This is a genomic window from Chitinophagales bacterium (assembly GCA_017303415.1).
In the GTDB taxonomy this organism is placed as follows: Bacteria; Bacteroidota; Bacteroidia; order Chitinophagales; family Chitinophagaceae; genus SpSt-398.
This window is the reverse complement of the sequence record JAFLBJ010000001.1, coordinates 1,280,776-1,300,592: the sequence shown is the minus strand read 5'-3', so window position 1 is coordinate 1,300,592 and position 19,817 is coordinate 1,280,776. Positions and strand designations below refer to the sequence as shown.

Sequence of the window (19,817 nt, the reverse complement as noted above, 5' to 3'; positions counted from 1 at the left end):
CCGGAAATTTCACAAAAAATACCCTTCAAAAGCATTGATTTTGATATATTTACAAAAATTGTTGGTTTGAAAATACAATTTTGACTATTTTTGTCTTTTAGAATCAACAAAATGGAAATTCTCCTTCAATATCATGATCAGGTTCTACAGGGGATAACAAATGACTATCGCCGCTTTCTACATGAGAAGATCGATTGGAAAGACCGAATGATCGGGGTAAAAGGACCAAGGGGTTCAGGAAAAACGACCTTATTACTTCAACACTTGAAGTATGACCTGGGAGATGATTTTAAAAAGGCCCTCTACATCACTGCAGACCATACCTGGTTTTATAATAATACATTGTTGGAAACAGCCATGCTTTGGTATCAGCGCGGGGGACGTTATCTTTTTATTGATGAAGTCCATAAGTATGCGAGGTGGTCTCGCGAGTTGAAAAATATCTACGATGGTTTTCCAAACCTAAAAATTGTCTTTTCTTCCTCTTCGGCACTGGATATATATCGTGGAGAGGCAGACTTGAGCAGACGGGTAATTAGCTATGAATTGCCTGGTCTTTCCTTTCGGGAATACCTGGCTTTTACCGGTTACGGAAAATGGGAAGCGATTCCATTTAAGACGCTGGTTAAGGACCATGTGGAAATCGCCCATTCCTTTTTAGAAAAAGGCCCTTTTATACCAGTGTTTAAAACCTACTTGAAGTATGGCTATCTGCCGATTATAGCAGAGGGCGAATCAGGATATTTTACAAAACTCGAGCAGGTCATTAACACGATTCTCGATACGGATCTCGCCTTTATTGCTTCCTACAATTCCGGAACCTCGGCCAAAGTAAAAAAGATATTGGGTGTAATCGCTGAATCAGTTCCCTTTAAACCGAATATTTCAAATCTTTCGCGGAAACTGGATGTGAGCCGGGAACTGATCTACGAGTCCATTCAACAACTTCGGGACGCTCGGCTTATTAACCTGCTTCACGCCAAGGGTCAGGGTATTTCCCAACTTCAGAAACCGGAAAAAATATTTCTGGAGAACACCAACCTGGCCTATGTTTTCAACACCCATCCGAATACGGGCAATTTGCGGGAGACCTTTGTACTCAATCAATTGCTAAATAGTGGATTAGAGGTCTTGAGTCCGGATAAAGGTGACTTTTGGGCCGAAGACCTGTATTTAGAGGTGGGCGGGGCTTCAAAAACCGCAAGCCAGGTAAAAATGGTCACCAACCACCTGGTATTGTCAGATGATATCGAAACTGGCATAGGTCAGAAAGTCCCAATCTGGTTATTTGGCTTCCTTTATTAAGCAAGTCCAAAATCAGTGATTAAACTATATTAAATCATGCATCTACATCCGACCAATCCCTAAATTTGTTTAACTAGACCGTTATACCATGAACAGACCCATACGCGTACTGGTAGCCAAGGTTGGTTTGGATGGCCACGATCGTGGTGCCAAAGTGATCGCCACCGCCCTTCGGGATGCCGGTATGGAAGTAATTTATACCGGGCTTCGCCAAACCCCGGAGATGGTAGTGAATGCTGCCCTTCAGGAAGACGTGGACGCCATCGGTATCAGCATCCTGTCGGGTGCCCACAATACTGTATTCCCCAAAGTGATCAATCTGATGAAAGAAAAAGGGATGAATGATGTGCTTCTCACCGGAGGCGGCATCATCCCCGATGAAGATATCGACGCCCTGACCCAACAAGGGGTGGGGAAACTTTTTCACCCTGGAACAAATACCCACGAGATCGCCGACTATATTCGCGAGTGGGTATCAGAAAACAGAGATTTTGCTAAAAGCTAAACGCTAACAGCTATTAGCTAATAGCCATCCAACGCGCCTGCCCATTGTCACTGAATTATTCGTATTTTTCATGAGAATGGCAGACCACACTTTATTAAACAACTACCATCTGCATCCGGATGTATGGGATGAGATGTGTAGCAATGAAACCATCCGCACACAATACCAGGCTTTTGTTGAAGCCATCAATGGATTGCCGCCGGAGGAGATGACCCGTAAAGATGACCAGGCAAAGAAACTGTTCATGTCACAGGGCATCACTTTTACCGTGTACAGCTCCGGTGAAGGAATCGAAAAGATATTTCCCTTTGATGTAGTTCCCCGTATCATCACTGCGCCTGAATGGCTACATATCCAGGAAGGTATTCAGCAAAGGCTGAAGGCCCTGAATATTTTTTTGACGGATATTTATCATCAGCAATTTATCATCAAGGATGGGATCATCCCTGCCAAACTGATCTATTCCTGCCCCAATTTCCTCCGGGAAATGGTGAATGTGGATGTGCCCTTTGATATTTACACCCATATATCGGGTGTGGACCTGATCCGCGACAACGACGGGCAATTTTATGTATTGGAAGACAATCTTCGCACGCCCTCCGGTGTATCCTATATGCTGGAGAACAGAAGCATGACCTACCGGATCTTCCCCGACCTGATTCCAAAGAACAATGTATTACCGGTAAAGGATTACCCCGACCGGTTGCTACGTAACCTGTTGCTGTTGTCCAACCGCCAGAATAGCAACCCCACCGTGGTATTGCTTACACCCGGCATGTACAATTCCGCCTATTTTGAACATACTACCCTGGCCCGGTTGATGGGTATTGAATTGGTGGAAGGACGTGACCTGGTAGTGGATAACCATATGGTATACATGAAAACCACGCGTGGCCTGCAAAAAGTGGATGTGATCTATCGCCGGGTGGATGATGAATTCATTGATCCGTTGGCCTTCCGCCCGGATAGTATGCTGGGGGTTCCCGGTATCTATTGGGCTTACCGCAAAGGGAATGTGGCGATCGTAAACGCAATGGGTAACGGTGTGGCAGATGATAAGGCCGTTTATTCCTATGTTCCGGATATGATCCGATACTATTTGAATGAAGAACCCATATTAAAGAATGTCCCCACTTACCAAATGGCCGATCCCGAAAAACGCGCCATGGTTTTTGCAAACATGCAAAAAATGGTGATCAAGAAAACAAATGAATCGGGTGGATATGGTATGTTGATTGGCAATTCGGCTACGGAAGAACAGATGGCTGATTTTCGCAAAGCGGTGGAGGCGGATCCACGCAGCTTTATCGCGCAGCCGATCATTAATTTGTCCTCAGCACCTTGTTATATCAATGGGGAATTGCAGCCGCGAAGGGTGGATTTGCGGCCTTTTGCGCTGTATGGACCGGAAGGCGTGGAAATAGTGCCTGGCGGTCTGACACGTGTAGCCTTACGTGAAGGGTCACTCGTTGTGAATTCCTCCCAAGGCGGTGGCAGTAAAGACACTTGGGTGCTGGGGGGGTAAATGCGAGAGGTAAAAAGCATAGAAGAAGCTATTAGCCATTAGCGATTAGCCATTAGCTTTAGGAGCATGCGGAATTATAAAGAATTAATGATTTGGAAAAAGGGGATGGAAATTGCCGTTAACAGTTTTGATATGATTTCATTCTTCCCTAAAGAGGAAAAATACTCATTATCAAAACAAATAACAAGAGCTGCGATTTCGATACCCTCCAATATAGCTGAGGGAGCAAGTCGTTCGAGTGAGAAAGACTATTGTCGCTTTCTTGAGATCGCGTTGGGTTCATGTTATGAATTAGAAACACAGTACATTATTGCTCAGAAAGTAAATATGGGCGACAAGAAACGCATTGAAGGAAACTTAGCGTTACTAAATGAAGAACAGAAGATGATAGGGTCATTAATTACTAAAATTAAAAAAGCTAATGGCTAAAAGCCAATAGCTAAAAGCTGCTTTATGCTTAGTCGAGTTGCTGAATCAATATTTTGGATGGCGCGGTATATGGAAAGAACAAACCGCATGCTAAGGATGTTGCACACCAAATACATTTCCTCGCAAGATGAAGTGGTGGATTTTGACTGGAATTCAGTGTTATTGACCTATGGTTCGCTAAACGAAAAAGAAGTTAAAAAAATAAATAAGAAATCTTCAAAAGTTTTGGAGCACCTCGTCATTGACCGGGAGAACCCGAATTCGGTTTTCAATAATATTACGCGTGCCCGCGAAAATGCCCGTTCCGTACAGGACCATATCACGAAAGAAGTATGGCAATGCCTGAATGAATATTACCACCTGATCCGCGAACCGAATATTGAATTCAATATCACCAAAGGTGACCCGGTCACAGCCCTGGATTCGCTGATACGGCATGGCATGTTGTACAACGGAACCGTGGATATTACGATGGCGCGTGGAGAAGGATATAACTTTCTTAATATCGGCCGGTTTATTTCACGCGCGGTTATCTCGATCGATTTACTTTCGATCAAATTACGCGAATACGACTATGATCTCACCAAACATGCGGAAGACCCGAGCTGGCGCTTTCTGCTGTATTCCCTGTCGGGCTATGAACTCTACCTGAAAACTAACCGGGGTGTACTCCATGCCGACCCAGTGATAAGACATGTATTGTACAATACGGATTTCCCGCATTCGCTCTTGTATTCAATGACACGCCTAAATCGGTACTTTGAGCGGCTTAAAACAGAGATCCCACCGGAAAATCATTCTCAGCTTGAATTCCTGATCGGACGTTGTTACAATAATATCCGGTACAGCGATATAGGTGCCGATAGCGAAAAACTCAAAACATTTTTACCCCAAACCAAAAATGAACTGTTCGAGATCGCCTCACAATTGAACAAGATCTATTTTGGAAATACCTAGCTTTGACCCCATGCCCGATTATCACATCCATCATATAACCCGTTACTCTTACGCCTCTACCGTGATCGATTGCACCAACCAGTTGATGCTTTATCCGATCAACGACGCCTTGCAGGAAGTGAAAGAACATGAATTGCGGATCACCGGAAACCCGGTGATTGAGACCTTTACCGACTATTTTGGCAATAAGATCGGTATGTTCTCGCTGATCAAACCGCATCAGGAACTGGTGATCGAATCCGAGATACGGGTAACCACCTTCCCCGTAGAAGTGCCGCCTGATAGTGCTTCCGCCGAAGAGCAATGGCTGGAACTTCGCCGCACCGATGATATCTACCCCAACATGGAATTTCTGCAAAAGGAACATGTTGACCTGAAAAAAGAGTTGGAAGAGATCAAAACGACCAGCGTAGATAATCAGAAGACCCCTTTTGTGAATGCCCTGGCTTTGTCGCAGTTTATTTTTGAAAACTTTGAATATAAAAAAGGCGTGACGAGTGTTGAGACAAAAGTGGATGATATCCTGAAACTTCGTGCCGGGGTTTGTCAGGATTTCGCGCATGTACTACTGGTCATGCTGCGCAACATTGAAATTCCTGCCCGCTATGTAAGCGGATATATTTGTCCCAAGAACCATGAACTCCGCGGCGAAGGTGCTACCCATGCCTGGGTAGAGGCCTTTATTCCTTTTTATGGTTGGCTGGGGCTCGACCCCACCAATAACTGTATCGTAAGCGATCGCCATGTACGGCTTGCCGTTGGCCGAAATTTCTCGGATTGCACCCCTGTAAAAGGAACCTACAAAGGATCATCCGAGCATACCCTTGAAGTTTCTGTAAGCATTGGCAATGGAAAAAATGTAGAAAGTGTTTTACCTGAAGCCCAACCGGTATTTTCGTATACCAGCAAAAACCCGGGAGATACAAGTAATTCCTACCGGCGCTTTTTGGAGATGCAACAACAGCAGCAGTGATCTCAGTGCAGAGAACATGGGAACGCGGTGAATCCCTACCTTTGCCAAAAGATCATTGCATGTCATATCAAACTATTCTTACAACCCTCGAAGAAGGTATACTCACCATCACCATCAACCGCCCCGATAAGCTCAATGCCCTTAATAAAACGGTCATTGAAGAACTATCGCAAGCCATCGAAGAAATTTACCATAACCCTGAGATCAAAGCTGCCCTGATCACAGGAGCAGGACCAAAAGCCTTTGTAGCCGGTGCGGATATCAGTGAATTTTCAAATTTGGATGCCCAATTGGGAAAACTATTGGCGCAAAAAGGACAATCAGAAGTTTTTGATAAAATAGAAAATGCATCCAAGCCTATCGTGGCGGCGGTAAATGGTTTTGCCCTTGGTGGTGGATGTGAGCTGGCCATGGCCAGTCATTTCCGGCTGGCCAGTGAAAATGCAAAATTCGGGCAACCCGAGGTCAACCTGGGATTGATACCCGGTTATGGCGGTACACAACGGCTAACCCAATTGGTTGGTAAAGGAAAGGCCATGGAATTGATGATGACCGGTCAAATGATTGACGCCAAGGAAGCCCTTCAATTGGGATTGGTAAATCATGTGACCAGCACAGAAGAGTTGATCGCAAAAACAAAAGAAATACTCAAAACCATTATGACCAAGGCCCCGTTGGCTGTCAGCCAGGTCATTTCCCTCACTAATATCGCGGCTCGGGGGGACGAAGAAGGATTGAAAAAAGAAATAATTGCTTTTGGGGAATTATTTGAATCAAGTGATGTGAAAGAAGGCACCTCTGCTTTTCTGGAAAAAAGAAAACCCAACTTTACGGGGAAATAATAATTACTTTCTCGCAGCGCTCGCAAAGAAGCGCTGCGAGAAACTTATTCTTTGAGCAACAATCCATCATCCATCCTATAGATCCTATGTGGCTTTAAGTTTGCTTTTCCCCGTGAGAAGAGCACAACGACTTTCACTGCCCTCGCTTTTATGACTGGAAAGGTCATAATCCTTTTCCGGCCAATGGTGGTACCCGAAATTTTATGCAGTTGCCCTTTTTCATCTACAACTTCAATAACAAACGACTCCACACGTTGCCCTTTGGAAATATCTTCCTGCAACACGACTGTGTTGATCTCGGTTGGAATACCCATGCCTAATTTAAGTTCCCGCGAAAAGGCCTTTTCGCGAATCTGTGCAAATCCTTCCAAAGCTGCGGAATCAATCGGATGGATACGACCTCTACGATCGGGAGGAACATTGAGCAGGAGATTTGCCCCACGTCCCACGCTTTTTAAATAGAGCTGAAAGATATCCTCCGGTTTTTTCACCTTCTCATCTTCATGGGCATGATAGAACCAACCTGGCCGGATGCTCACATCACATTCGCCCGGTATCCAATTTGCCCCGTAAGCATTTCCCTGATTGAGTGTATCCATGGCCGGACTACCCTCCCCTCTTTTGAACCCGGCCGTATCGAGGTAGTTCCAATTTGTTTTCCCAATAAATCCCTGTTCATTCCCCACCCACCGAATATCCGGGCCAATATCGCTGAAAATGACAGTTTGTGGAGACCACCGGCGAACGGCATTTTCAAACCGTCTCCAATCATATACCTGTTTTTTTCCATTGGGGCCTTCACCATTGGCGCCATCCCACCACAATTCCCAAATGGGGCCATAGTTGACAAACAATTCCTCCATCATTTTTACAAAAACATCATTGTATTGGGGCGTACCATAATCCGGATGGTTTCGGTCCCAGGGAGAGATATAGACCCCGAATTTCAATCCATACTTTTTACAGGAATCAGAAAGCTCACGTAATACATCGCCTTTCCCATTCTTCCACTTGCTTTCCCGTATGGTATGGGTGGAGTATTTGCTGGGCCACAGGCAAAAACCATCGTGATGCTTGGCCGTAATGATAATTCCTTTCGCACCGGCAATCTTCGCTGTACGACACCATTGTCCGGCATCAAAATCGGTGGGATTGAAAATATCTTCGGGTTCGTCTCCATGTCCCCACTCCTTATCCGTAAACGTATTGGGGCCAAAATGGGTGAAGAGGTAGAATTCCTGTTCATGCCACTTGAGTTGCCATGGGCTTGGCTTAGGCTGAGCGAAAACGGATTGTACACTTAAGGCAAATATCAATAACAGTATTCTCATAATATCTTCTCTGCGTCTCTGTGTCTCTGTGGTTGATCTACCACAGAGATACAGAGGATTTAGTTCTTTATTGGTTCCGTCAACTCAATAGTGTCAGATGCAAGCGTGGGCACTTTATATCCACCAGTATCGATCGCTGACAAGGGAATATTTCCCGCATTCTCCAGCCATGCTTTCCCATTCACCCCTTCCCGATAAAGATACAAATACCGAAGTTCTTTAAACGGCTTCAACGATTTTATCCCTGCCGGAGTTACCTGTGTTCGGGACAGGTTGAGGTAGCGTATATGTTCCAGCGGTTGTAACAAGGCTAACCCCTTGTCGGTAACCTTAGTATTCTCCAGGAATAACCGGTGAAGGTTTTTGAGTTTTGCTACCTGTGGCATGTCTGCATCGCCCACTGCACATTGCCCGAGGCGAAGTTCAACTAACTGTGGTGCCAGTTTTTCAAGCAAATCCCAACTTTGTTTATCAAGACTATCCACCCCAATGGCATTGGCCGACAGATGATTCATACCTTGTGCCAGCGGAACAATGGCCCAGCCTTTAGCGATAAGTGATTGGATGAGTTTGGAATCGGCCGATGAAGGGTTTCGTGTGGGAAGCCAGGACTCTTCCATTTTTTCCGGGCCTGTTTTTCCTTCTTTTAAAAATGCCAGGGCAGGAATTACTTTATCATCCTTTTGTCCTTCTTTGACTTTCATCGTAAAAGACCCACCGGTCTTAACCCACCAATGCAGCAGCGCTAATTCCTGAGGCCCCGGTTGCGGTTTCTCAATCGGGGGCATATGATCCTCATCTTTATCCTGAAGAAACAATCGCTCAATAAGCGAACTCTGTTCAGGGTTTCCGGGAGAGAGCACCTTTCCTTCTTCCCCGCCTTTTAATATAAACTCAGGTTGATCGAGGCGGAGTTTGCCTTTTTGTTTAATGGAGGAATGACAGGAATAACAACGGGCTTCCAGTATAGGTTGAATGATATCGGTATATACAACGGCTTCTTCAATATCGGGAATAGGTTTTGGGGTATACACTTTGTCGCTGTCGGAGGCTGGGGAAAACATGCCTGCCAGGTATCCTTCACCATGGGTAAGCGATCCACCCCAATGACCTGTCAGGACCAACCCGATGAGCATGGCCACCCATCCTCCCAATTCCAATGTATGCTTTTTATGGTGCAAATACCAGGTGGCACCCGTCAGAATAACCGTTACAATACCTGCCCATTGGTGTTTGACCACGGCTGCGGCAGCATAGTCGCCACCTAACGATAATCCATAACCGGTAATTACGGAGAGCAGGGCAGCAAAAAATCCGATCAGTAAGGATACAGAGACGGCCGGCTGAAGGGAATGAAACCTTTCGCGTCTGGACAGGAAATAAAAAAGGATGGCCAGTATCAGTATGCCTATCGGCAAATGCACCAATAGTGGGTGTAGCCGGCCGAGGGTTTGGGTAAAAAAATGAAACATGGGTCTTGGTTAGTGATCAGGCAAGTATAGGGTGAATGACTTTTCCACTCAGGTCCGTCAGGCGGAATTCGCGGCCCTGGGAGGGATAGGTTAGTTTTTCATGATCGAAACCCAGGCGGTTCAGAATGGTCGCCTGAATATCGTACACTTCTGTTTTACCACTGGTAATGCTATACCCGATCTCGTCTGTTTCTCCATAGGTCACACCGCCTTTAATACCTCCCCCTGCCATCCAGATGCTAAAGGCCTCGGCATGGTGGTCTCGTCCTTTAAAGGGCATCTGTTTACCTTCGCGGTTTTCCTGCATTGGTGTACGGCCAAATTCTGAACCCCATACCACCAGGGTTTCATCAAGTAATCCCCGCTGTTTCAGATCGAGCAGCAAGGCCGTTATGGGTTTATCCACCTTGCGGCATTTATTGATCAATCCCACATCCACCGCATTTCCAGCTGAATCGCCATGGGTGTCCCAGCCCCAGTCAAATAACTGAATAAACCGAACACCCTTCTCCACTAATTTTCGGGCAAGGAGTACATTATTGGCAAAACTGGATTGGCCGGGCTCTGTTCCATACATTTCGTGGATATAAGCCGGCTCATCGGCGATATCCATTACGCCAGGTACGGATATCTGCATCTTATAGGCCATTTCATATTGCGCGATGCGGGATAATATCTCCGGATCTTTATACTCTTCGTATTCCTGCTGATTGATCTTATTGATGGCATCAATGGATGCGCGACGGAGGTCACGGTCCATTCCCTGTGGATCTTTAATAAACAAGACCGGGTCACCCGCACTGCGGCATTGTACCCCCTGGTATACACTGGGAAGAAAGCCGCTGCCCCATACACTTTTACCTGCATCGGGATTATTCCCTCCTGAAGTGAGCACCACAAAACCCGGAAGGTTCTGATTCTCGGTACCCAAACCATACGTCACCCAGGCGCCGATACTCGGCCGGCCTTGTCGGGGTGTACCCGTCTGCATCAACAATTGCGCAGGGGCATGATTAAATTGATCCGTAGTGACCGCATTGAGCAAGGCCATATCATCTACCACCGTAGACAGATGCGGCAGGTTCTCCGATAACCATAATCCACTTTCACCATGTTGCGAGAATTTTGCCTGAGGGCCCAGCATTTTGGGTACCCCGCGGATAAAGGCGAACTTTTTTCCTTCCAACAAGGAAGGCGGGCAATCCTGCCCATCAAGTTTGGCGAGTTCAGGTTTGTAAGAAAAAAGTTCCAACTGCGAAGGCGCGCCTGCCATATGAATAAAGATGACCGAACGGGCACGACCCGGGAAATGCGGGGCCCGCGGCAACATGGGATGTGCAGGGTCAAAATCCAAACCCAGGGAACTACCCTCCTTTTTTCCCAAACAACCAGGCAATATACTTCCCAATGCAAGGGCACCAAGCCCCATGGCACTCTCCCGGATAAAATGTCTCCGGGTAAAATGCTGTAAGACCCGATGTCCGGCTTCCCGGCTAAGGGGCTTATTGGCCCAGTGCTTTGGTTTCATGCGTTCGCTTTAATTTTTAGTCAGCCATTCATCCAGATTCAATAAGGCATTGGCCACCACCGTCAGGGCCGCCAACTCCGGTTGTTCTTTACCGTTAATTTCTTTTATCCCGAGTATTTCCCGCCCTGCTCTCGGGTCTTTCCGGAAACGTTGTAAGGCTTCGTTGTAAAGTATTTGTAAGGCCTCTTCCCTGGCTTTATCCAGTTTCCGAAACATCAGGTGTTCGTATCCCCACTTTAATTTATCATCGATTGATGCACCACCCTTTTTACTCATGTTTGCAGCCAATGACCGGGCCATCACTACCCAGGCCGAATCATTCAGCGTTGTAAGGGCCTGCAGCGGGGTATTGGTACGAATGCGTCGGGGCAGGCAAACCTCTCTGGAGCCCGCATCAAAAGTGACCATGGAAGGATAAGGGGCGGTGCGTTTCCAATAGGTATATAAGCTCCTGCGGTATTGGTCTTCACCTTCACTCATCACCCATTTGTCTCCATTATAGGGAGAGAGCCAGATTCCTTCCGGCTGATAAGGCATGACGGAAGGGCCATACATTTTTGAACTCAGCAAACCTGAGGCAGCCAGGGCCTGGTCGCGCAATTGTTCGGCGGTTAACCGAATACGTGGACCGCGGGCATAAAACCGATTTAGTGGATCACGACGCAAGCCTTCTTCCAATACAATCGAAGACTGGCGATAGGTAGCAGAACTCATCAATGTTTTTAAAAATCGCTTGAGTGACCATTGATGATCATTCATCAGCGTATAGGCCAGGTGATCGAGCAGTTCAGGATGGGAAGGGGGCAATCCCTGTGAGCCGAGGTCTTCGAGTGTTTCAGCGAGACCCGTACCAAACAATTGCTCCCATACCCTGTTCACCAGGGTGCGGGAAGTCAGCGGGTTCTTCTTATCGATCAACCATTCGGCAAGGCCCAGGCGGTCTTTTCTTCCCTTGGGCAGAGGATTCAATACAGAAGGCACATCCGGTTCAACTTCATTGGCCGGGACCAACCAGTTCCCTCTTTCAAACACAAAGGATCGACGAAAGAGTGAGGGCGGGTTTTCGACCATCACCGGAGTGGTTTCAACTTTTGCCTCCATGAGTGCGATAAAAGAGGCCAGGTTTTCTTCATAACCGGGTTTCCCTTTACCGGGAAAAGGATCCGTGAACCGGAACCATTCAAACAATACTCCGGTTTCTTCTTTATTGTTGATCCCGGGATGGTAATAATGAAAATACAAATGATGGCGGCCCGGGATGGCCGGAATCTTTAATCGTCCCAGGTTCCATTGTCCTTTGGAATTGGGAAGAATATAGCTAGCTACCACAGGTCCTTTTAAACTATCGAGTGTCACGGTCCATTTCCCTCCAGGACGCATGGTGCCATACCGAAAGAGAAGTTCGGTAGCGCCTTCCAATGGAACATTGGGCAACCGGCAGGTCCCATTATTCCTCAACCCGGCATGCCAGCTACTCACCAATGCCGCATCCACATACTCATCACATTGTAAGGAATTGATGGCGGGCTGCCAGGTATTTAAAAAATGGCGAAGTTCTGCCGCCTTTTTTTCCGATTCATTTTCCCTGACCCATTTTACTACTTTCTCCAATCGTTGGCTATCGGCAGAATTATAATGCCGCCATAGGGGATATTCCGATTCCGTATCCTCATCGCGGGTGTTATTGAAAAAAGCCAGGAATTTATAATAATCATCATGGCGGAAAGGGTCATAGGGATGGGCATGACATTGAACACAATTAAAGCTGGTTCCGAGCACCGCACTCCAACTGGTGTTCACCCGGTCGATCACGGCGGCGGTACGGAATTCCTCATTCTCTGTACCCCCTTCATCATTCGTTAGGGTATTCCGGTGAAAAGCGGTGGCGATATATTCCGCTTCTCCGGCATTGGGTAACAGGTCGCCGGCGAATTGTTCCAATAAAAAACGGTCATACGGTTTATCCTCGTTAAAGGCTTTGATCACCCAATCGCGGTAGCGCCAAATGGTGCGTCCCCGATCAGCCTCATAACCCCGGGTATCGGCATAACGGGCCAGGTCGAGCCAGAGCGAAGCCCATTTTTCTCCATAGGCCGGCGAGGCAAGTAATTGATCAAGGAGTTTATCATAGGCAGAGGGAGAATTGTCGGATAAAAAGGCGTTGGCAATGGCCTCCGAAGGGGGAAGACCGGTGAGGTCAAGACTGGCCCTGCGAAGAAGCGTGGCTTTATCCGCTTCAGCAGAAGGATTCAGGTGTTCCTGGTGTAACCGGTGCAGTATATAGGCATCAATATCGTTGCGGATCCATTTATCTTCCACGGCAGGAAGCCGCTGTTTCTCCACGGGCAAATAGGCCCAATGGGTACCCCATTTCGCTCCTTGCTGTATCCAGCGGCGAAGGAGTTTGATTTCTTCTTTAGCGAGTGCATCGTGTTTGTAAGGCATCCGCTCTTCCGGGTCATCAATCGTCAGGCGTCGTATCAGCTCACTTTCATCCGGCTTGCCTGGAATGATGGCGGGCTTGCCAGATTCGGTATTTGCCAGGGCTTCTTCCCGGAATAAAACACTAAAACCTCCTTTTTGCTTTACCCCACCATGGCAACTGATGCATTTTTTATTGAAGATCGGACGGATATCCGCATTGAAATCCACCTTAGGCGAACTGGTCAGAAGACAGGACATCCCGGTGACTAGTACGACAAGCAAAAGCAGAATTAGAGGCTTCCTGGCAAGAGGCATTTTGTAATTTAAGAACTTTTTGGTTAACCTTGAACTCCCAAAAATCCTGGTTAACTTTGCCCCGCTTACTCAACATTTCAACTTACGTTTATGGAATACCGTATAGAAAAAGACACCATGGGGGAAGTGAAAGTACCCGTGGACGCCTACTATGGCGCGCAAACTCAACGCAGCATTGATAATTTCAAAATTGCCCAGGACATCAACCGGATGCCCAAGGAGATCATTCGGGCATTTGCTTACCTGAAACATGCCGCTGCTATCACCAACTATGAAGCCGGTGTGTTGCCCAAGAAAAAAGCAGACCTGATCGGCAAAGTGTGCAAAGAGATCCTGGAAGGGAAACTCGATGATTATTTCCCATTGGTGGTATGGCAAACCGGCTCTGGTACCCAGAGTAATATGAATGTAAATGAAGTGGTGGCCTATCGTGGGCATGTACTCAATGGTGGAAAACTGGATGATAAAACCAAATACCTGCACCCGAATGATGATGTAAATAAATCCCAGTCATCGAATGATACGTTTCCGACAGCCATGCATATTGCGGCCTATAAGATCTTAATGGAGACCACGATCCCGGGAATAGAAAAACTGCGAAATACCCTGGACAAAAAAGCAAAGAAGTTCAAGAAGGTGGTGAAGATCGGTCGTACCCATTTTATGGATGCCACACCATTGACGCTTGGACAGGAATTTAGCGGGTACGTATCTCAATTGGATCATGGATTGAAGGCCATTAAAAATTCATTGGCCCACCTGAGTGAACTCGCCCTGGGGGGTACTGCGGTGGGAACAGGGATCAATACACCACCCAACTATGATGTGAATGTAGCCAAACACATTGCGCGTTTGACCAAAATACCCTTTATCACAGCCAAGAATAAATTTGAGGCCCTTGCGGCACATGATGCCATAGTGGAAGCACATGGCGCATTGAAAACGGTGGCTGTAAGTCTGATGAAGATCGCCAACGATATCCGGATGTTGTCAAGCGGTCCCAGGAGTGGGATCGGCGAGATCTTTATTCCCGACAACGAACCCGGTTCTTCCATCATGCCGGGAAAAGTAAACCCTACCCAGTGTGAGGCTTTGACGATGATCGCGGCTCAGGTCATGGGAAATGATGTAGCCATCAATATCGGTGGAGCTACGGGGCATTTTGAATTGAATGTATTCAAACCGGTGATGATCTATAATTTCCTGCACAGTGCCCGGTTGATCGGTGATGGTTGTGTAAGCTTTAATGATCGTTGTGCAGTGGGTATAGAGCCGATTGCTGCCAATATCAAAAAACATGTAGATAATTCATTGATGCTGGTTACTGCCTTAAATACCAAGATCGGGTATTACAAAGCTGCGGAGATCGCGCAGAAAGCACACAAGCAGGGAACAACATTGAAGGAAATGGCCGTGAGCCTCGGATACCTGACCCCGGCGGAGTTTGATGAGTGGGTGGTGCCGGCGAAGATGGTAGGGAAAATTTGAGTTTTCGTACCACAGAGACACGGCGAAACAGAGAATATATTGCTGATAATCAATTCATATCCTCCGGGTCTCTGTGTCTCTGTGGTTTATTTTTGTTAAAATTCTATGATTTCAAAAAGAAACGCTCTAATTTAACGTTATCATATCCTGTAAAAAAGCCTTGTAACATGAAACAATCCGTGAAATCAACCCCGCTTTTCCAAGCCTATCCTTTAAAGGCTATCGAATCAGCTTTTCAACCTGCACCTCTTGTTCATTCCCGTTATAAAGCTTTAATAAATAAATTCCCTTTTTCAAAGAAGAAAGATCTAGTGAAAAGTCATTTCGTGACGACACCTGCGTAATCCGCAATTGCCCCATAATATCATAGATCTCTGCACGAACGGGTTTCTTCATTTCGCGCAATCCACGAATAAATACAATATCTGCAACCGGGTTGGGATAAACCTTTACCAGGTCGCGTACAATACGTGGTCCATTTCGTGGGCCGTCGTGTAAAGCCAGGGTTGTACCGGTATAGGTATACTCCATGATGGTACCCCCATTGCTGGTGGCACTTGCATCGCGGGCTACATAAAAACGTAATCCATCCGGGGCGACGGTAACACGGCGTATCCGGTTTCCATCTCCCCGAAAATAGGTGATCGTATCACCGGTAACCGCATCACCGGTAGCATTCAGTTTTATCCGGTAAACAAAATCTTTTTTCAATGGTGTCATAACCAGCGAGGCATTCCATCCGGGAATTACATTGTACCCATAGAAGTCGATACTGGACAGGGCTACCGTAGGCCAGAGTTGGTTATTTGATTGTGCCATCAGGGCAGGCATCCCGGCAGCGTTCGTAGTAAACAAAGTGAAGATGGGCTCACGGTGATCGGGGGTTATACTGCAATAGGCATTTTCATCCGCACTCGGTGTTTGTCCGATCTTATACCCGTTCACATTATCATCACAATATCCCGACACATCATCCCAGCCATAACTCTTTCCTTTTTCAATGATATTTACCTCATCATCTGTACGGTCCATTTGTTCGTTGCTGTAGAGTCGATCTGTACCCCCCACATTTCCCCATACCAGCCCCTGGGCATTCCGATGTCCATAGCTGTACACATAATCCTGAGCAGTAATTATAGACGCATTAAAAAACTGGTTGTCATTGGGCACCCATGCATCAAGTCCGGCATCCCCATCCGATTCGGTGTTGATGCGAAGGACTTTACCCTCCATCACATCCACCGCAAGGGCATTGTTGGTGCGTGTAGTATTTAAAAACTGTCCTGCACCCATATCTCCAACGGTATAATAAAGCCGATACTGGGTATGGGCGGCGTCCGCACCAGCTTCGATAGTAGGTCCAATCACCAGTCGACCCGAATTATGATCGCTACTACCGGGAATATCATCCAGGACAATAACCGGGTTGGTTAATGTATTTGACAAATAATCATACCGAACAATCTTTGTGGTGAAAACGCAGGATGTATTTGTACCCGGGCACGCATTTCTTTCATAAACATAGGCCATATAGACCCAGGGTTTGGCTTCCCGAACTGCCGGATCGGAGGAATATAAATTCGGGTGAAGTGCCAGTCCCATCATGCCGCCCTGAGGTTGTGTGCCTGATCCGGTGGGAAAATTGATGGTCGCATCAGCACCAGGCCCCGAACGCAGATCCAATACAGTGGTTTTTGTTCCCGTAGCAATATCAACCCGATATACTTTCCAGGTACGATTTTCCGTTACCCATAGGGAATCATTGGGTCCGTAAACAACTTCCCACGCGGAGTTGAATGCACTGGCTACCACTCTCTTAGAAAAGGGTTCCGATTGGGGAAAACCCTTAATTGTGGCACTTAGAAAAAGTAAAATGGGCAGACAGGTTCGGATGATTCTCATGGATTAAAATTTTAAGGTAGCTAACTCTAAGTTACTCATAAAGTTAGTTTCCTGAAATAGTGCTTTTCCTGATATGACTACCTGAAAAAAACCCACGTTTTTCCTAAGTAGTTATCATTAAGGGGGGATTAAACTATTTAATACCTTTTCGTTCGAAATGGAGGAAGAGAGGCGTGAGGCGTGAGGCGTGAGAGGTGAGGCGTGAGACGTGAGGCGTAAGAAGTGAGGCGTGAGGCGTGAGGCGTAAGACGTGAGGCGTGAGAGGTGAGGCGTGAGAGGTGAATAGTGAATTTTCTGAGTATAGATGACTCACGATTCACGTCTCACGATTCACAACTAACAACTGAAAGTAAAATTGAAGAAATCCGTATCTATGACGAAAACTGTACGAATTGAATCCATACGGTTTGGCTACCTGGCCATCCTTTTTGCAGGGATCTTCTCCCTGCAGGCGGGTTCCTTGTTTGCACAGAACATAGATTTTGGTAAAAGTTATATCAATGTTACAAAGGGATTGAACGGAGGAACCATTGAACCCGGTGATACCCTTGAAATAAGGGCATCGGTGGTGGTCCGTTCTGGTGCTTACGACAGTATGCGTTTTACAGATGTGATCCCCGCCGGCACGGTTTATTTACCGGGTACTATACGGGTACTGACCAATGAGGGAAAGGTTTACAAGCAATTTACCGATGGTGCTTTGGATGATCCCGGTCAGATCGTAGGGTCGAATATCACCATCAATATGGGATATAATCCAACGGATGTTCCGGCCACTGCCTTTCGGAGGGGCCGAATCCGCAACACCCATAAGCCCTCCTTTTTTTCAAATACATGTATCATGATCGCCTCCTATCAGGTTCAAGTAACAGCTGGTCTGGGTGGTACAATCAGTACGGGAGGGGGTACGATTACCTATCGGGCAAATCCGGGGCTTCTCACTTCCTATACCTTTCCTTCCAATACCCTTGCTATCTATACAAACTATGGGGTTTGCTCCAATGCAATTGGGGTAAATGCGATAGGGACAGAATTCAATGGATCTTTTGGTTCTGGTCCAACACGCAATCGAGGGACCTCTGGAAATGTTCCTCCTGGATATACCTATCGCATCTTTACAACCAATAGCCCGAACGACTATAGCTACGGTATTGCTAATAATACCTCTACTGAATTTGGTTATACCACGGTCAATACCTGGAATAAACCCGACCCTGATCCGGATGGTGCCGGGCCATTGACAACCCATCGGGTATTCTCGGTATGGGATATTATTGGTGACCATACGGGTGCAGCCGATCCTTTCCTGGGCAACAACCCGACTGATACGGTGGCCGACAATAATGGAGGATACATGCTGATCGTGAACGCTGCCTATCGCATCGACTCGGCCTTTCAACAAACCATATCCGGACTTTGTCCAAATACCTATTACGAGATCTCCTGCTGGATGCGTAATATTTGTTCCAAGTGTGGTTGTGACTCAAATGGGAAGGGTGCTTCGAATTCGGCCGGGCCTGTATTCTATATTCCTACGGGAACCGGTGACTCTTCAGGAGTTGCCCCCAATATAACGTTTGAAGTAAACGGCCTGGATTATTATACCACCGGAAACCTGTCCTATTCAGGTCAGTGGGTGAAAAAAGGGTTTACTTATCTCACGGGTCCGTCAGAAACAAGTATCAACCTGAAGTTCTTCAACAATGCCCCGGGTGGAGGAGGTAATGACTGGGCTTTGGATGATATCACCGTAGCCACCTGTTCACCCGAATTGCAGCTGAACCCCTCTCCAAACCCATTTATTTGTCAGGATAACCTGGTAGATATCGGCGCGACCGTATATAGCTTCTTTAACAACTATACCTATTACAAATGGCAGAAGAGCACGGATAATGGTGCTTCCTGGGCGGAGACAGGAATATCTGGCGGTCCGGAAACACCGGTATGGAATGGATCGAACTGGGAATACACGGTCAATTACCCCAGTTTTGTAGGGGCCATATCTGATAGCGGAGATCAATACCGCCTGGTTATTGCAACTACTTCTTCCAACCTGTCGGATGACGATTGTGCCTTCTCCGATCCGGTAGTGATCACACTGACCGTGGAGGATTGTATGATCCTTCCGATCGAGCTGCTCAGCTTTACAGGAAAATTGGCACAAGGATTAGTTACCCTGAACTGGGTCACTACACCAGAAGAAGAACCTGTAACCTATACCGTGGAAAGAAGTACGGATGGCAACCGGTTTACATCCATTAATATTCAGCCCGGACATCAGAAAACATCCGGCAACAACGAGTATAATTTTACAGACCCACAGCCATTGTCTGGCACGGCCTACTATCGTTTACGCCTGGAGACAGCAGGCGGGCATAAATACAGCAAAGTATTAGTGTTCAACAACGTTTCATCGGGTCTATCCTTCGGACCTATGCCTAATCCTTTTACGGGTAACCTCCGGGTGGAGCTCAATAGTTCCGAAAACAATATTGCGAAAATTCTATTAGTCGATCCCCTCGGTCGAATCCTGGTTAAAACGCAGACAGTCCTTACCGCAGGAAGAAATTCAATTGACCTTCCCATTACCCAATCATTACCCAAAGGCATTTACACTATCCAGGTAATCACCAACGAGCAAAGTTTATCCAGAAAAGTTGTAAAGGCAGGGAATTAAAAAGCCCGTGAGCTTTTCAACTCACAGGCTGCTGACGAAAATTCACCGGGATAGGTTAAGGGTTAACGGTTCAATTAAGGCGGTCTCAAGATGCATTAAAAAATAATCGCCCCGACCCCGTTTTTTAACTGAATCTGTTCAGTG

14 protein-coding genes are annotated in these 19,817 nt (G+C 46.7%); 9 read left to right on the top strand and 5 right to left on the bottom strand.

Going from position 1 to position 19,817, the window contains the following annotated elements; all coding sequences use genetic code 11:
- The first annotated feature begins 111 nt into the window (after positions 1–111).
- From J0M30_05650 to J0M30_05620, 7 genes are all read left to right on the top strand, one after another.
- Positions 112–1,305 (top strand): ATP-binding protein, encoded by a 1,194-nt coding sequence (locus J0M30_05650; protein MBN8666971.1) that lies wholly within the window; start codon positions 112–114, stop codon positions 1,303–1,305.
- Between the two features lie 88 nt (positions 1,306–1,393).
- Positions 1,394–1,810: a cobalamin B12-binding domain-containing protein gene (locus J0M30_05645; protein ID MBN8666970.1), complete on the top strand. Its 417-nt coding sequence runs from the start codon at positions 1,394–1,396 to the stop codon at positions 1,808–1,810.
- A 76-nt stretch (positions 1,811–1,886) separates the two neighbouring features.
- Positions 1,887–3,335 carry a circularly permuted type 2 ATP-grasp protein gene (locus tag J0M30_05640; GenBank protein MBN8666969.1) on the top strand — a complete coding sequence of 483 codons (1,449 nt, stop codon included), beginning with the start codon at positions 1,887–1,889 and terminating at the stop codon, positions 3,333–3,335.
- 66 nt (positions 3,336–3,401) lie between these two features.
- Positions 3,402–3,764: a four helix bundle protein gene (locus J0M30_05635; protein MBN8666968.1), complete on the top strand. Its 363-nt coding sequence runs from the start codon at positions 3,402–3,404 to the stop codon at positions 3,762–3,764.
- Positions 3,765–3,788: 24 nt separating this feature from the next.
- A complete protein-coding gene (locus tag J0M30_05630; protein MBN8666967.1) occupies positions 3,789–4,721 on the top strand; it encodes an alpha-E domain-containing protein in 933 nt (310 codons plus the stop codon).
- A gap of 10 nt (positions 4,722–4,731) precedes the next feature.
- On the top strand, positions 4,732–5,694 hold the full coding sequence (locus J0M30_05625; GenBank protein ID MBN8666966.1) for a transglutaminase family protein: 963 nt from the start codon (positions 4,732–4,734) through the stop codon (positions 5,692–5,694).
- Between the two features lie 59 nt (positions 5,695–5,753).
- Positions 5,754–6,536 carry an enoyl-CoA hydratase/isomerase family protein gene (locus J0M30_05620; protein ID MBN8666965.1) on the top strand — a complete coding sequence of 261 codons (783 nt, stop codon included), beginning with the start codon at positions 5,754–5,756 and terminating at the stop codon, positions 6,534–6,536.
- 44 nt (positions 6,537–6,580) lie between these two features.
- On the opposite strand, the gene J0M30_05615 is transcribed toward J0M30_05620, so the two are convergent.
- Genes J0M30_05615 through J0M30_05600 form a run of 4 tightly spaced genes read right to left on the bottom strand, consistent with a single transcriptional unit; the run spans position 6,581 to position 13,606 of the window.
- The gene (locus J0M30_05615; GenBank protein ID MBN8666964.1) at positions 6,581–7,867 is read right to left on the bottom strand and encodes an alpha-L-fucosidase; all 1,287 of its coding nucleotides are present in this window, start codon (positions 7,865–7,867) and stop codon (positions 6,581–6,583) included.
- Between the two features lie 59 nt (positions 7,868–7,926).
- Entirely contained in the window at positions 7,927–9,339 is a 1,413-nt protein-coding gene (locus J0M30_05610) for a hypothetical protein (protein MBN8666963.1), read from the bottom strand.
- Positions 9,340–9,355: 16 nt separating this feature from the next.
- Entirely contained in the window at positions 9,356–10,867 is a 1,512-nt protein-coding gene (locus J0M30_05605) for a DUF1501 domain-containing protein (GenBank protein MBN8666962.1), read from the bottom strand.
- A gap of 9 nt (positions 10,868–10,876) precedes the next feature.
- Positions 10,877–13,606 (bottom strand): DUF1553 domain-containing protein, encoded by a 2,730-nt coding sequence (locus tag J0M30_05600; GenBank protein ID MBN8666961.1) that lies wholly within the window; start codon positions 13,604–13,606, stop codon positions 10,877–10,879.
- A 90-nt stretch (positions 13,607–13,696) separates the two neighbouring features.
- Between J0M30_05600 and fumC the strand changes: the two genes are divergently transcribed.
- Positions 13,697–15,094: a class II fumarate hydratase gene (gene fumC / locus J0M30_05595; protein ID MBN8666960.1), complete on the top strand. Its 1,398-nt coding sequence runs from the start codon at positions 13,697–13,699 to the stop codon at positions 15,092–15,094.
- 219 nt (positions 15,095–15,313) lie between these two features.
- On the opposite strand, the gene J0M30_05590 is transcribed toward fumC, so the two are convergent.
- Positions 15,314–16,996 carry a PQQ-dependent sugar dehydrogenase gene (locus J0M30_05590; protein ID MBN8666959.1) on the bottom strand — a complete coding sequence of 561 codons (1,683 nt, stop codon included), beginning with the start codon at positions 16,994–16,996 and terminating at the stop codon, positions 15,314–15,316.
- A gap of 373 nt (positions 16,997–17,369) precedes the next feature.
- Here J0M30_05590 and J0M30_05585 point away from each other — a divergent pair, with 373 nt between their 5' ends.
- A complete protein-coding gene (locus tag J0M30_05585; protein ID MBN8666958.1) occupies positions 17,370–19,673 on the top strand; it encodes a T9SS type A sorting domain-containing protein in 2,304 nt (767 codons plus the stop codon).
- The last annotated feature ends 144 nt before the right edge of the window (positions 19,674–19,817 follow it).

Excerpts from the sequence above, each read along its gene's own strand:
- J0M30_05605 (MBN8666962.1), bottom strand. The coding sequence starts at position 10,867 with ATGAAACCAAAGCACTGGGCCAATAAGCCCCTTAGCCGGGAAGCCGGA.
- J0M30_05625 (MBN8666966.1), top strand. The coding sequence starts at position 4,732 with ATGCCCGATTATCACATCCATCATATAACCCGTTACTCTTACGCCTCT.
- J0M30_05615 (MBN8666964.1), bottom strand. The coding sequence starts at position 7,867 with ATGAGAATACTGTTATTGATATTTGCCTTAAGTGTACAATCCGTTTTC.
- J0M30_05620 (MBN8666965.1), top strand. The coding sequence starts at position 5,754 with ATGTCATATCAAACTATTCTTACAACCCTCGAAGAAGGTATACTCACC.
- J0M30_05640 (MBN8666969.1), top strand. The coding sequence starts at position 1,887 with ATGGCAGACCACACTTTATTAAACAACTACCATCTGCATCCGGATGTA.
- J0M30_05585 (MBN8666958.1), top strand. The coding sequence starts at position 17,370 with ATGACGAAAACTGTACGAATTGAATCCATACGGTTTGGCTACCTGGCC.
- J0M30_05590 (MBN8666959.1), bottom strand. The coding sequence starts at position 16,996 with ATGAGAATCATCCGAACCTGTCTGCCCATTTTACTTTTTCTAAGTGCC.
- J0M30_05610 (MBN8666963.1), bottom strand. The coding sequence starts at position 9,339 with ATGTTTCATTTTTTTACCCAAACCCTCGGCCGGCTACACCCACTATTG.
- fumC (MBN8666960.1), top strand. The coding sequence starts at position 13,697 with ATGGAATACCGTATAGAAAAAGACACCATGGGGGAAGTGAAAGTACCC.
- J0M30_05650 (MBN8666971.1), top strand. The coding sequence starts at position 112 with ATGGAAATTCTCCTTCAATATCATGATCAGGTTCTACAGGGGATAACA.
- J0M30_05630 (MBN8666967.1), top strand. The coding sequence starts at position 3,789 with ATGCTTAGTCGAGTTGCTGAATCAATATTTTGGATGGCGCGGTATATG.
- J0M30_05635 (MBN8666968.1), top strand. The coding sequence starts at position 3,402 with ATGCGGAATTATAAAGAATTAATGATTTGGAAAAAGGGGATGGAAATT.
- J0M30_05600 (MBN8666961.1), bottom strand. The coding sequence starts at position 13,606 with ATGCCTCTTGCCAGGAAGCCTCTAATTCTGCTTTTGCTTGTCGTACTA.
- J0M30_05645 (MBN8666970.1), top strand. The coding sequence starts at position 1,394 with ATGAACAGACCCATACGCGTACTGGTAGCCAAGGTTGGTTTGGATGGC.